This window comes from Chloroflexota bacterium, from assembly GCA_020161265.1.
Classification (GTDB): Bacteria; Chloroflexota; Chloroflexia; order Chloroflexales; family Herpetosiphonaceae; genus Herpetosiphon.
Genome location: JAIUOC010000001.1, coordinates 83,285 through 95,185 on the forward strand (window position 1 = coordinate 83,285; position 11,901 = coordinate 95,185).

The following is an 11,901-nucleotide window of genomic DNA, read 5'->3' on the forward strand; positions in this document are numbered from 1 at the left end:
GGTTGTATCCAAACACTCTTCAAAAGTAAATAGGGGTTTAATCAGTATATTCTGGATCACCATAGAGGTACTGTTGATGATTTTCTGACCAATCCTCGGGCATAGTTAAGCTACCAATCAATGTTTGTAAAATATTCCAAACATTTTCAGATTCGCTGACCTCAGATTCGGATGGAAATTCTTTCATAAGTTCTCTATTGTGATGTAGCAGAATTGGGTTGATTACTAAACCCAATTCTGCTACTGGATTGTATCGCAGTTGATACTTCAGGTTTATACCGCAACGGCGGGATTAGACTAGGTGCCTTCTTCCCATGAGTTGAGGTAGGTTACTTGAGCTTCGGTCAAGATATCGATGCTGATACCCATTGCTGCAAGCTTCAAACGAGCAATTTCTTGGTCAACTTCTACTGGCAAGGCATATACTTTGTTTTCCAACTTGCCTTTGTTGGTCAAGAGATATTCGCTGGCCAAAGCTTGGTTGGCGAATGATTGATCCATCACGGCGCTTGGGTGACCTTCAGCCGAAGCCAAGTTGATCAAGCGGCCTTCGCCCAACAAGTTGATGCGGCGACCATCGGCCATAACGTATTGATCGATGAATTGGCGAGGTTGTTTCTTTTCAACTGCCATTTTTTCCAAAGCTGGAATATCGATTTCAACATTGAAGTGGCCTGAGTTACAAACAATCGCGCCATCTTTCATTGCAGCGAAATCTTCGCCGTCAAGCACGTGAATATCGCCAGTTGCGGTGATGAAGATGTCGCCAATGCGAGCTGCATCAACCATTGGCATCACGCGGAAGCCGTCCATTGCAGCTTCGAGCGCCTTGATTGAATCGATTTCGGTAACAATCACGTTCGCGCCGAGACCATGGGCACGCATTGCGATGCCTTTTGAACACCAGCCGTAACCAGCCACAACCACGGTTTTACCAGCGATCAACACATTGGTTGCGCGGATGATCCCGTCGAGGGTTGATTGGCCAGTGCCATAGCGGTTGTCAAACAAGTGCTTGGTTTGGCTGTCGTTGACTGCGATCACTGGGAATTCGAGCACGCCTTGGTTGGCCATAGCCCGCAAGCGAATCACACCGGTGGTGGTTTCTTCGGTTGAGCCAATCAAGTTTGGCAACAATTCGCGGCGATCTTTCAACACGGCGCTCACGAGGTCGGCACCATCATCCATGGTGATGTGAGGAGCGTGGTCGAGAGCAGCTTTTAAGTGATTGTAATAGGTTGCGTTATCTTCTCCCTTGATGGCATAGACGGGGATTTCGTCGTATTGCACCAGCGCTGCGGCAACATCGTCTTGGGTTGAAAGTGGGTTTGAAGCTGCCAACACAATATCAGCGCCACCAGCTTGGAGCGCACGCATCAAGTTAGCGGTTTCAGCGGTAACGTGCAAACATGCCGACATTTTGATGCCTTCAAGTGGACGTTCTTTGCTGAACCGTTCGCGCAATTGGCGCAAGACTGGCATTTCTTGCTCGGCCCAGGCGATGCGGCGCATGCCTTCGTCGGCCAGCTTAATATCCTTAATATCGAAATCCTTAGCCACGAAAAACTCCTTAATAAAAGTATGAAGGCAGAGGGATGAAGGATGAACCGCACCCCTGAATACCTGAATCGTAAGCTACCGAAGCAGCATTACTGACATGACCATAGTTGAACTTAGCCAAATAATTCAGCTAAGAGTGGTTCGGCTCCAAAGTTTGCTTCATAGCGAGCCATGAATTCGGCTTTGGTGTGGCGATGTTCTTGCGTACCGTGATGCTCGATGGCATAACAAGCCGTCAAGCTGGCGATCCGACCGGTAACTGGCATCGGCAAGCCTGCCAAGTAACCTCGCACAAATCCGGCGCGGAATGCATCGCCTGCTCCAGTCGGGTCAGCCACAATTGTGGGCTTAGCCGCTGGAATCTCATAAACTTGGCCATTTTGGTAGATTGTAGCACCTTCGCCGCCTTTGGTAACAACCGTTAGGCCAACGACTTGATGCAATTCTTCCTCAGTGCAGCCAATTTTTTCTGCCATCATGGCAAATTCATAATCGTTGCCGATCAACGCTGCGGCGCTGCGACAGCCTGCCAGCAATTCTGGGCCGTTCATGCGGGGTGCTTGCATGCTTGGGTCATACAAGTAGGGAATATTGTTGGTTTGGCATTCGATCACTAGTTGCGCCATGGCAGCCGGATCGTTTGGAGCGATAATCACGAAATCGGGGCGATGCCCGTCGAGTGGCAAGCGTTGGCGATGAGCTTGCGCCATCGCACCAGGGTAGAAGGCGGTAATTTGGTTATCGGAAAGGTCGGTGTTGATAAAGCACGAAGCCGTAAAATCACCTTCGATCACTTTGATCAAACCGGTATCGACCCCAGCGTTTTCGAGCCAAGTGCGATATTCGCTGAAATCTTCGCCAACTGTGCCCATAACCGTGGGGCGTTCGCCAAGCAAAGCCAAGTTATAGGCAATATTTGGCCCAGTGCCGCCACGCATGCGCTTCATTGATTCTACCAAGAAGCTCACGCTTAACACGTGAACTTTATCGGCCAAAATATGATCTTTGAATTGCCCAGGAAACACCATGATGTAATCGTAGGCAATTGATCCAGCTACAACAATCCGCACGAACAAACTCCTATATGAGAACGATACCGCTGCTATGCTACGTGGATAGCAGCGCTCACTGCAATTTATAGTGCGTCCGAATGACGCGGCTAACCTCGGCCAACAGGCCAAGTGCGTGATCGGCATGGCTTGGCTCGTGTTGAGCGAGACCATGCGCGATAGTTAATAACGAGCCATCAAGCATGCGACTGTTGAGTATATCGTGATCGAGTGCTTCACGTAATAATTCAGTCCATTCGTTGACGACATCACTGACCTGAATTTCAGCCAGTTGGGCGGGATCACTGGGCAAACATTCCCAAATAATCGCTCCGCCACTTTCTAAATAATCATTGATACACTTGCCACAAGCCAGCAAATCTTGGCGTTGCTCTTTGCTGCACACCAACACCCGCATGCCGCTATTGATCAACAAAGGCCAATCGACAGCTGAACCAGTTGGCGCAATGCCACAAGCAATTGGGCTATGTTGAATGGTTTCAGCCAGCAAACTATAGGCTTCAGCTTGGCTGATCGAGCTAAATGGGTGCGCTTGGGCATTCCAAAATGGCTCAATCAAACAGACCCAACCTTGGATATCGTGGATGCGCAATTCGCGTGCTAGCCAACCAATCCGTAAGTGTAAATGTTGTGTCAAGACCTCGCGCAAGCGTTGATCGGCCAATAAAGGGCGTTCTTGGTCATCGATAAGCGTTAGGCCTAAACTCAACGGCCCATATAAACCAAAACCTAAAGCTTGCGGCAACAACTGACGATCATTAAGCCATGGCGTATGATCAAGCAATTGTTCAACGCTGTCAACTGCCACATGCCCAACCGTATTTTCGAGATAGGCCAATTGATGGGCTTCAAGCTGGCGTTCGAGCTGGGCTAGATCGAAGTGTGGGTCGCTGTTCAAGCCAGGAAAACCATGGGTGCTCAAGCGCCATAAGGGCTGCGCAACAAAGGTTGGGGCAATCGGATAGCCCTGAGTCCAACGCATTTGGGCCGCCCATGCACTTGCCTGATTGGTATAGGGCAGATCAAATGGTGCAATCGCTTGACAGCGAAACTCACTTGCCAGTGTTGGCGGCATTGGCAGCCTCAACCATGGTTTGTAATTGTTCGGCAAAGGGCGGGTACGCAATGCCTTGTTCGGTAATAATTGCCGTTACCAAATGGGCTGGAGTCACATCAAAAGCCGGATGCGCCACCTTAATGCCTGCTGCCGCAATTGCCTGTTGCCCAATATGGGTTACTTCTTGGGTTGAACGTTGTTCGATTGGAATTGCCGCGCCATCGGCGGTCTGCAAATCAATGGTTGATGTCGGCGCAGCAACATACAGTGGAATATTGTGCGCTTTGGCCAACACTGCTAGCCCATAGGTGCCAATTTTGTTGGCAACATCGCCATTCGCCGCAATCCGATCCGAGCCAACAATAATACAATCAACCTGGCCTTGCTGCATAAAATAAGCGGCCATGTTATCAGTGATTAAAGTTAAATCGATGCCTGCCTGTTGCAATTCCCACGCGGTGAGGCGTGCCCCTTGCAAAAAGGGCCGTGTTTCATCGACCCAAACATGAATTGGCTGACCATCCTCATGGACTGCGCGAATTGGTGCGAGCGCCGTGCCATAGGCTGCCGTGGCTAAACCACCAGCGTTACAGTGGGTCAGCACATTGTGCGATTGCGCCAAGAGTGCTTTGCCATGCTGGCCGATTGCCCGACACATAGCCTCGTCTTGGTCGCGAATTGCCTCGGCTTCAGCCAACAAACGCTGGCGTAATTGATCAATCTCAAGCGTTTGATTGGCCTGCGCTACGTTGAGCATGCGCTGCGTGGCCCAAGCTAAATTGATGGCCGTAGGTCGAGCGGCATCAAGCAGCGCTTTGGCTTTAGCTAGTTTTTCGAGCAATTTACTGCTGGTTTGGGCTGTGCTACGTTGAGCGGCCAAGGCCATGCCATAGGCTGCCGTGATGCCGATTGCTGGAGCGCCTCGCACTTGCATTGAGCGAATCGCCTCAATTACGCTATTTAAATCCTCACAACGCACAATATCCAGCGTTGCTGGCAAAAGACGTTGGTCGATCAAACAGGGAACTTCATCCCACCAAACAGTTTTGAGTACTTCAGCCATTGGTTGCATTACACAAAAAAACCTCTCAGAGAGAGGCCCGCATGCTCAAACTCATCTATCAGGCCGAACCTGCAGGATTTGGCACCTTCCAAATAATGGGGTTGCCGGGCTTCGTCGGGCCAGTCCCTCTGCCCATCTCGATGAGAGATCGCTTATTCACTGATATTCCACAGTTCGGTAGGCGATTATAGCATAGTCAATTGCTTGTGACAAATGGCTTTTAGCGCGGTTTGGGCAGGTTGCCCAAGTTGGCTCAATTGCGATCAAGCCGAAAGATCGCTGCATCGGGATTGGCTCGTTGACAGATGCGATCGCGCAACAGTTCGGCGGCGACCACGCTATAGGTGATGCCATTGCCGCCATAACCCAGCGCCAGCAAAATCCGGGGCTGATCGGGCAAATTATCGATGTAGGGCAGGCCATCCTTGGTTTCGCCAAAGGTACCAGCCCAGCGATAATCGACATGTAAGGGGATATGCGGAAAAAATTGATTAAAGCGCTTGGTTAATTTGGCGGCTTTGCGTTCGAGTAATGCATCGCGCTTGGCAGGCAGATCAATCTGATCATCTTCGCCGCCGATGATGGCGCGGCCTTCGCTGGTGGTGCGCAAGTAGACATATGGGCGGGCGCTTTCCCAAATCAAGCATCGTTCATACCAGCCACTAAAATCGGTTAATGGCTCGCTTGCCAGCGCATAGCTGCTGCGAAATTTCACCAACTTGGGCTTGATATAGTGTTGCGCTTCATAACCCGCCGCCAAAATCAGATATTTGGCATGAATGCGATAGCCTGTTTCGGTGGTGACGGTTACACCATCGCTGTTGCTTTGCCATTCTTTGGCTGCTGTACGATCAAAAATTTGTACGCCACGTTGCGCTGACTGCTTGAAAAGTGCATGGGCTAGTTGAAAGGCATCAACCTCGCCAGCATTGTAGGAATATAGCGCCGCCGGAGCAGTAAAACTAAACCGTTCGCCAATTGCGGCTTTGTCGAGCAAATCGAGTTTGAAGCCATTGGCTTGACGTAATTCAAATTCTTGGCGCAATTGTTTAACATGCCAGCGACTACTAGCGAGATATAAACTAGTTTTGTATGAAAAATGGTCTGCTACACCGACCTTTTGAGCTAGATCGGCAACCTTATCAATTGCCTCGCGACATAGGTGATAGGCGCGAACTGCCTGTTGCTCGCCAACCAAATTGACCAATTCAGTCAATGGTGTATCGATTTCATATTGCAATAAGGCGGTGCTGGCGCTGGTGCTGCCCCCAGCAAGCTCGCGTTTTTCCAGCACCACCGTATCGATATTGGCCTCGCTGAGGTAGTGAGCGATCAGCGCTCCGCTAATGCCGCCGCCAATCACCACAACCTCACAAGTTAAATCGTTCTGCAAACGAGGGTAGATATTTAATAAACCATTTTTAACTGCCCAAAATGGATACCCGCTATGTAAATCCATTGTTTGGCTGCTCCTGATATGTGCGCTTTGGGCAAGTTTTGAGCAAGGGTTATGCCGCTGAAACGGCTAATGACCAAATGCCTTCAATGTCAGTGCGCCACCAGCCAATGTCGCGACATTCGCAAAGCCGCTTTGGCGCAAAATCCGGTAGGCGATGTAGCTGCGCATGCCAACCATACAGTGTAAGCGAATTGGCCGCCCTTCGGCTTGAGCTTTGAGGCTCGGAATCGCGGCGCGAAGTTCAGCCAGCGGCAGATTTATTGCTTGCGGAATGTGCCACGCTGCATATTCATCAGGGTTGCGCACATCAACTATCAGCGCATGCTCGGTGATCGCGGGATATTCCTCGGCATACCAGAATTTCACCGTGCCATCGAGCAGGTTGCTAGCCAAAAATCCGGCCATGTTAATGGGATCTTTGGCCGAGCCATAGGGCGGCGCATAGGCCAATTCAAGCTCGGTCAAATCGTGGACACTCATTTTGGCGCGAATTGCCGTCGCTAATACATCGATGCGTTTATCCACGCCAGCGCCACCAACAATTTGTGCCCCTAAAATTCTGCCATCGGCAGGGGCAAACAACAATTTAAGATGCATTTGTTGGGCATCGGGGTAGTAGCCCGCGTGATCATTGGGGTGCAAATAGATTTTGTGATAGGCGCGTTGGGCGCGTTGCAGGCTCTTTTCCGAGGCTCCGGTCATGGCACAAGTGGTTGTATGCACTTTGACGATCGCCGTGCCTTGGCTGGAATGATAGCGACTGCTGCGCCCAAGCATATGCTCCGCCACGATGCGGCCTTGGCGGTTAGCCGGCCCTGCCAGCGCAATCAAGGCTGGTTGTTGCAACACGGTATCTTGCACTTCAATCACATCGCCAGCAGCATAAATCGCTGAGTCGGAGGTTTGCAGATACTGGTTGACGGCAATGCCACCACGTTCGCCAAGCGTCAGGCCTGCGGCTTGGGCTAATTGACTGGATGGCCGCACGCCAACCGCCATAATCACCAGATCGGTTTTAATTTGCCGCCCATCGCTGAGATGTACAGCGATTTGCTGATTGGTTGGCACAAAGCGTTGAGCACTGGCCCCAAGGTGCAATTTAACCCCATGTTGTTGCAGCAAATCAGCAACTTCACTGACCATCTCATGATCGAATAAGGGCAAAACTTGTTTGGCCAGCTCAACTAACTCGACGGTTAGGCCACGTTGTTGCAACGCCTCGATCATTTCGAGCCCAATGTAGCCAGCACCAATGACCACTGCATGGCGTGCGCCATCAGCCAATAATTGATTGATTTGATCAACATCAGGTATTGTGCGAACTGTGTGAATTTGCGGCAAATCGCTGCCAGGAATCGGCAATTGCAGGGCTTGGCTGCCAACCGCAATCAACAATTTATCGTAGCGCTCTTGAATTGGCGTGGGCTGTTGCGGTGTTTTGATCGTCACGGTTTTTTGCTGAGGATCGATGGCGATCACTTCGTGTTGTAAGCGTAGATCGAGATTAAAGGTTTGGCGCAGATATTCAGGACTGGCAACTAAGAGCTTTTCGCGCTCGGCGATTGTGCCAGCGATATGGTAGGGCAAACCACAATTGGCATACGAAACATACTCACCGCGTTCCAACACCACAATCTCGGCATGTTCGTCGAGCCGACGCAGGCGGGTGGCGGCACTCATGCCAGCAGCGACCCCGCCGATAATCACAATTTTCATCACAAGCCTCAAATTTAAATGGCAACATCGATTGCTACTTAATTAATTGATGCAGCTTGCAGCGATTTTGTTACATTCTTCACAACAGGTTGTGGGCAGCGGATGAGCAAGCCAGCATCAAATTCAATCATAAAACGTTTGCCGCTAAAATAGGTGATTAGATGGTTGGCGAAAGCGTACCAATTCGCTACTTAGAGCATCTCATTTATAACGAAGCAAGGGAGAATATTTTGATTGAGATTGGCATTTTAATCAGTAGCATCAGAAATTCTATCAATGAGAATCTTGTGAAAAAGCCCCGAATTCATAGACGGAACTTGATATGGGTCACCCATATCAAGTTCATGCTACTGGTTCCTAAAGTAAAGCATAGAAGGTTTAGTAGGTTATCCAATGTATCCAAAGTAATTAATATGCTGCCCAAATTAAATACAATCTTCTTCGCTGAATTGAAGCGAAACCTGTGTGAAGGTTACCGTTGGTGTAATCAGCACGCTCATCCCCAGAACTGGACATTTCAATGAGGCTAACTCTATACTCCGATTTGGCTCCATAATGACCAAATGATTCCACCCTGCAGCATCTGATTCATTTACATAATATTGAATAATTTCAGCATTGCTAAGGTCAGTTATATAGCTAATTATCCGACCATGCTCGTTTAAAGCAAGCGGTGTAACATCCATAGCGAACTCGGCTGAGTTTGGATAGATAATTTTGGGCATTGTTGTCCGCATTGGTTCACGCGTTGAACATGCGTTGAGTAATAAAAGTATCGCGATTCCACGCCACAGTATTTGTTTGTTCATTGAGGTTCCAACATGCTAGGATGATTCAGCACTGGATCTTAATTTCATATCCATATCGATAGCATATAACATCAAAATGGATGAGAAATGGATCTTCCGAGCACTATTTGAGACAAACATTTTGAGTACTACAAAACCCTGCTGCAATGCAACAGGGTTTCGAGGAGCAAGGAATCGTGATGAATTTTAGAAGTGACGATCGAGCACGTAATCGGCGATTTCACGCAGCAGCTCTTTAGCGGCTGATGGCGGGAAGATATCGAGTGCTGCTAAGCCACGTTGGGTAATCTCACGGGCTTGGGCAATCGCTTGATCGATGCCACCAAGCTGCTTCACTTGACTAATTGCTTGAACAACTTGCTCATCACTGAGTTGTTCATATTGATCAAGCAAGTTGACCAAAGGATGCTCATGATGATCTTTGACTGCCAAGATCAAAGGCAAGGTAATGGTGCCTTCGCGTAAATCGTTGCCGGCAGGCTTGCCGAGGGTTTCCTCGGTGCTGACGAAATCGAGAATATCATCGACAATTTGGAAGGCTAAGCCAATATCGTAGCCATAACGCGCGGCGGCCTCAATTTCTTCGGGGCTGCCACCACCACAAACCACCCCAGCGGCGGCAGCGGCTTCAAATAGGGCGGCAGTTTTGCCACCAATTTTGGCATAATATTGTTCGAGGGCTGTTGCCGTTGGGAGCGTGGCCATGACGGGGTGTAATTCAGAGGCTGAAATCGTCATAACCGATTCGGCGAAAATCTGAATTACACGTGGATCGGGAGCTAGTGCCATTTCGCCAGCAGCCACCGCAAACAGGTAATCACCAACCATCAATGCTACGCCTTGATCCCATTTGGCATGGACGGTAACTTTGCCGCGGCGGCGGTCGGCATCATCGACTAAATCGTCGTGAACCAAACTGGCTGCATGAATCAACTCGACAGCAGTTGCCGCATGCAAGCTATCGCTCAAACGGTAGCGCCCTAATTGCGATGCAAGCAGAACCATCATGGCTCGTAAACGCTTGCCACCAGAGCTAACAATGTGTTGACCAGCAGCCGTGATCAGCGCCGATTGCGATTCGACTCGCTGCATAATGCGATCTTCGACGGCTTGCAGATCATGGCGTAACGTGCTTGGGATTTCCAATTGTTTTAATGTGTGCGTCATAGCACGCTTCCTAATAAATTCGGTCTTTGTGAAAGTTATCGCGTACAGCAAAGCATACCCGAAAACGATCCTAGCGTCAACGGATTTGCCGCTGGCTTTAGGCTCGGTTACACTAAGGCCTAGGCTATCTGAGAGCTTTGTGAGAGGTTTTGAAAGCCGCTAGGAGTATACGCAATGCTGACCGTTGAAGATATTTTGGCAATTTTGCCCCATCGCCCGCCATTTCTGTTGGTTGACCGCATTTTAGAGATCGAAGATGGCCTGCGAGCAGTGGGTTTGAAAAACGTCACGATGAACGAGCCATTTTTCGTGGGCCATTTTCCAGGTCGGCCTGTAATGCCAGGCGTGTTGATTGTTGAAGCGCTGGCGCAAGTCGGTGCAGTAATCATTTTGCGTCAGCCCGAGTATGTTGGCAAAATTGTGATGTTTGCTGGGATCGATGATTTTCGTTTCAAGCGCCCAGTTACGCCTGGTGATACACTTAAATTAGAAGTAAGCCTTGATAAAATGCGCCGCCGCATTGGCAAAGGCCAAGCCAAGGCCACAGTTGATGGCACAGTGGTTGCCGAAGGTGGGCTAATGTTTGCAATTGTTGATTAAGCATTGCCGTAAACATTCGCCTACAGAAGGAGTCTGTTGTGGATACGTTCAATGTTGAGCTACGAGATAAGCTCATTCTGGTGGTTGATGATGAACCACGTTTAGTCACATTTATGCGCGTTAATCTCGAAGCCGAGGGTTGCCGCGTAATTAGCGCCGAAAATGGCCGCAAAGCGCTGGAAAAAGTGCGCGAAGATATGCCTGATGCGGTGCTGCTGGATATTATGATGCCTGGCTTGGATGGCTATGAAACCCTGCGCCGCTTACGTGAATTTTCGTCGATTCCAGTGATTTTTCTGACTGCCAAAGACGAAGAGGATGATCGGATTCGCGGTTTGGAGCTTGGCGCTGATGATTATATTGGCAAGCCATTTAGCCATCGCGAGCTGGTCAGCCGCTTGCGAGCGGTCTTGCGTCGCCATTATGTGACCCCAACTCAAGCGGTTTCGACCACCAAAATCGACGACCGTTTGACCGTCGATTTTGATCGGCGCGAGGTTTTGGTCAATGGTGAGCGGATCAGCTTGCGGCCAACCGAATACCGTTTGCTCTATCATTTGGTGCAAAATGCTGGCTTTGTGATGCCCCACGAAACCTTGCTAGCCAAAGTTTGGGGGCCAGAATATCGCGACGAAAGTCATTATTTACGCCTGTATGTCACCTATCTGCGCCAAAAAATCGAAGAAGATCCAGCTAACCCACACTATATTTTGACTGAACGTGGGGTTGGCTATCGCTTCGTCGATTTCAAGAAAAAGAACGACGAGTAATAGCTTTTGATTAAATGCTCAATGCCTTGACCAAGCATTGAGCATTTTTTATGACGTGAGGATGTATGGACGATCAATTGCTCCCATTGTTGCAGCCTACAACGATTATGCCTGTAGCAACGTTCATCGATCAACCCGATGCCATTCCAGCAGAATCAGGGCTGTATGGCTGGTGGTTCAAAACGCTTCCGCCCCAAGTTTCCGGTGCAGGCTGTTTGCAAGTTGATGGTTGGACATTGCTGCACATCGGAATTTCTCCCTCTGGCCATAATCCTACCAGTACCCGTCATTTGCGTAAGCGTTTGGCCGATCATGTATCGGGTAAGGCCAACCGTTCGACCTTACGCATGAGTTTAGGCTGTTTGTTGAGTGAGCAACTGAATTTACGCCTAGTTGCCCATGGAGCCAATAACTATTTAACGTTTGGTGAAGGTGAACAGCGCTTATCTTACTGGTTACAGCAACATACTGGGGTTTCATGGATGCTGCATGCTCAGCCATGGTCGATTAAACCGGATATCTTGAGCCAGTATGTCTTCCCACTCAATATTAAAAAGAATGATCATCCATTTGTGGCTACACTCAAGCGTTTGCGCGAGCAGGCAAGGCTCCAAGCACGAAAAATTTAAC

The 11,901-nt window shown here is 49.4% G+C and carries 12 protein-coding genes and 1 riboswitch; of the genes, 3 read left to right on the forward strand and 9 right to left on the reverse strand.

The annotated features are described in order from the left end of the window. Window positions 1–37 precede the first annotated feature (37 nt). The 9 genes from LCH85_00315 to LCH85_00355 form a co-directional block, all read right to left on the reverse strand. Window positions 38–187, reverse strand: a complete 150-nt coding sequence (locus tag LCH85_00315; protein MCA0350411.1) for a hypothetical protein — start codon at window positions 185–187, stop codon at window positions 38–40. Window positions 188–297: 110 nt separating this feature from the next. Continuing rightward, window positions 298–1,560, reverse strand: coding sequence for an adenosylhomocysteinase (gene ahcY / locus LCH85_00320; protein ID MCA0350412.1), 1,263 nt, complete (start codon window positions 1,558–1,560; stop codon window positions 298–300). A 113-nt stretch (window positions 1,561–1,673) separates the two neighbouring features. After that, window positions 1,674–2,630, reverse strand: a complete 957-nt coding sequence (locus LCH85_00325; protein MCA0350413.1) for a carbohydrate kinase family protein — start codon at window positions 2,628–2,630, stop codon at window positions 1,674–1,676. Window positions 2,631–2,685: 55 nt separating this feature from the next. Continuing rightward, the gene (locus LCH85_00330; GenBank protein ID MCA0350414.1) at window positions 2,686–3,705 is read right to left on the reverse strand and encodes a hypothetical protein; all 1,020 of its coding nucleotides are present in this window, start codon (window positions 3,703–3,705) and stop codon (window positions 2,686–2,688) included. After that, window positions 3,683–4,750: an S-methyl-5-thioribose-1-phosphate isomerase gene (gene mtnA / locus LCH85_00335; protein MCA0350415.1), complete on the reverse strand. Its 1,068-nt coding sequence runs from the start codon at window positions 4,748–4,750 to the stop codon at window positions 3,683–3,685. The genes LCH85_00330 and mtnA overlap by 23 nt, the downstream gene beginning before the upstream one ends. 48 nt (window positions 4,751–4,798) lie before the next feature. Further along, window positions 4,799–4,897, reverse strand: a riboswitch (SAM riboswitch). A gap of 106 nt (window positions 4,898–5,003) precedes the next feature. Beyond that, complete coding sequence (locus LCH85_00340) at window positions 5,004–6,209, reverse strand: FAD-binding oxidoreductase (GenBank protein MCA0350416.1); 1,206 nt, start codon at window positions 6,207–6,209, stop codon at window positions 5,004–5,006. 66 nt (window positions 6,210–6,275) lie between these two features. Further along, complete coding sequence (locus LCH85_00345; protein MCA0350417.1) at window positions 6,276–7,925, reverse strand: FAD-dependent oxidoreductase; 1,650 nt, start codon at window positions 7,923–7,925, stop codon at window positions 6,276–6,278. 425 nt (window positions 7,926–8,350) lie between these two features. Then, window positions 8,351–8,734 carry a hypothetical protein gene (locus LCH85_00350; GenBank protein ID MCA0350418.1) on the reverse strand — a complete coding sequence of 128 codons (384 nt, stop codon included), beginning with the start codon at window positions 8,732–8,734 and terminating at the stop codon, window positions 8,351–8,353. A 186-nt stretch (window positions 8,735–8,920) separates the two neighbouring features. Then, the gene (locus tag LCH85_00355) at window positions 8,921–9,901 is read right to left on the reverse strand and encodes a polyprenyl synthetase family protein (protein ID MCA0350419.1); all 981 of its coding nucleotides are present in this window, start codon (window positions 9,899–9,901) and stop codon (window positions 8,921–8,923) included. A gap of 174 nt (window positions 9,902–10,075) precedes the next feature. Between LCH85_00355 and fabZ the strand changes: the two genes are divergently transcribed. The 3 genes from fabZ (at window position 10,076) to LCH85_00370 (ending at window position 11,900) form a co-directional block, all read left to right on the forward strand. Beyond that, window positions 10,076–10,501 (forward strand): 3-hydroxyacyl-ACP dehydratase FabZ, encoded by a 426-nt coding sequence (gene fabZ, locus LCH85_00360; protein ID MCA0350420.1) that lies wholly within the window; start codon window positions 10,076–10,078, stop codon window positions 10,499–10,501. 38 nt (window positions 10,502–10,539) lie between these two features. Then, window positions 10,540–11,271 (forward strand): response regulator transcription factor, encoded by a 732-nt coding sequence (locus LCH85_00365; protein MCA0350421.1) that lies wholly within the window; start codon window positions 10,540–10,542, stop codon window positions 11,269–11,271. Window positions 11,272–11,336: 65 nt separating this feature from the next. Next, window positions 11,337–11,900, forward strand: a complete 564-nt coding sequence (locus LCH85_00370) for a hypothetical protein (protein ID MCA0350422.1) — start codon at window positions 11,337–11,339, stop codon at window positions 11,898–11,900. The last annotated feature ends 1 nt before the right edge of the window (window position 11,901 follow it).

What these genes read in the sequence shown, in the direction of transcription:
- LCH85_00350 (MCA0350418.1), bottom strand. Translation starts at nt 8,734, where the DNA reads ATGAACAAACAAATACTGTGGCGTGGAATCGCGATACTTTTATTACTC.
- LCH85_00315 (MCA0350411.1), bottom strand. Translation starts at nt 187, where the DNA reads ATGAAAGAATTTCCATCCGAATCTGAGGTCAGCGAATCTGAAAATGTT.
- fabZ (MCA0350420.1), top strand. Translation starts at nt 10,076, where the DNA reads ATGCTGACCGTTGAAGATATTTTGGCAATTTTGCCCCATCGCCCGCCA.
- LCH85_00355 (MCA0350419.1), bottom strand. Translation starts at nt 9,901, where the DNA reads ATGACGCACACATTAAAACAATTGGAAATCCCAAGCACGTTACGCCAT.
- mtnA (MCA0350415.1), bottom strand. Translation starts at nt 4,750, where the DNA reads ATGGCTGAAGTACTCAAAACTGTTTGGTGGGATGAAGTTCCCTGTTTG.
- LCH85_00345 (MCA0350417.1), bottom strand. Translation starts at nt 7,925, where the DNA reads ATGAAAATTGTGATTATCGGCGGGGTCGCTGCTGGCATGAGTGCCGCC.
- LCH85_00370 (MCA0350422.1), top strand. Translation starts at nt 11,337, where the DNA reads ATGGACGATCAATTGCTCCCATTGTTGCAGCCTACAACGATTATGCCT.
- LCH85_00340 (MCA0350416.1), bottom strand. Translation starts at nt 6,209, where the DNA reads ATGGATTTACATAGCGGGTATCCATTTTGGGCAGTTAAAAATGGTTTA.
- LCH85_00330 (MCA0350414.1), bottom strand. Translation starts at nt 3,705, where the DNA reads ATGCCGCCAACACTGGCAAGTGAGTTTCGCTGTCAAGCGATTGCACCA.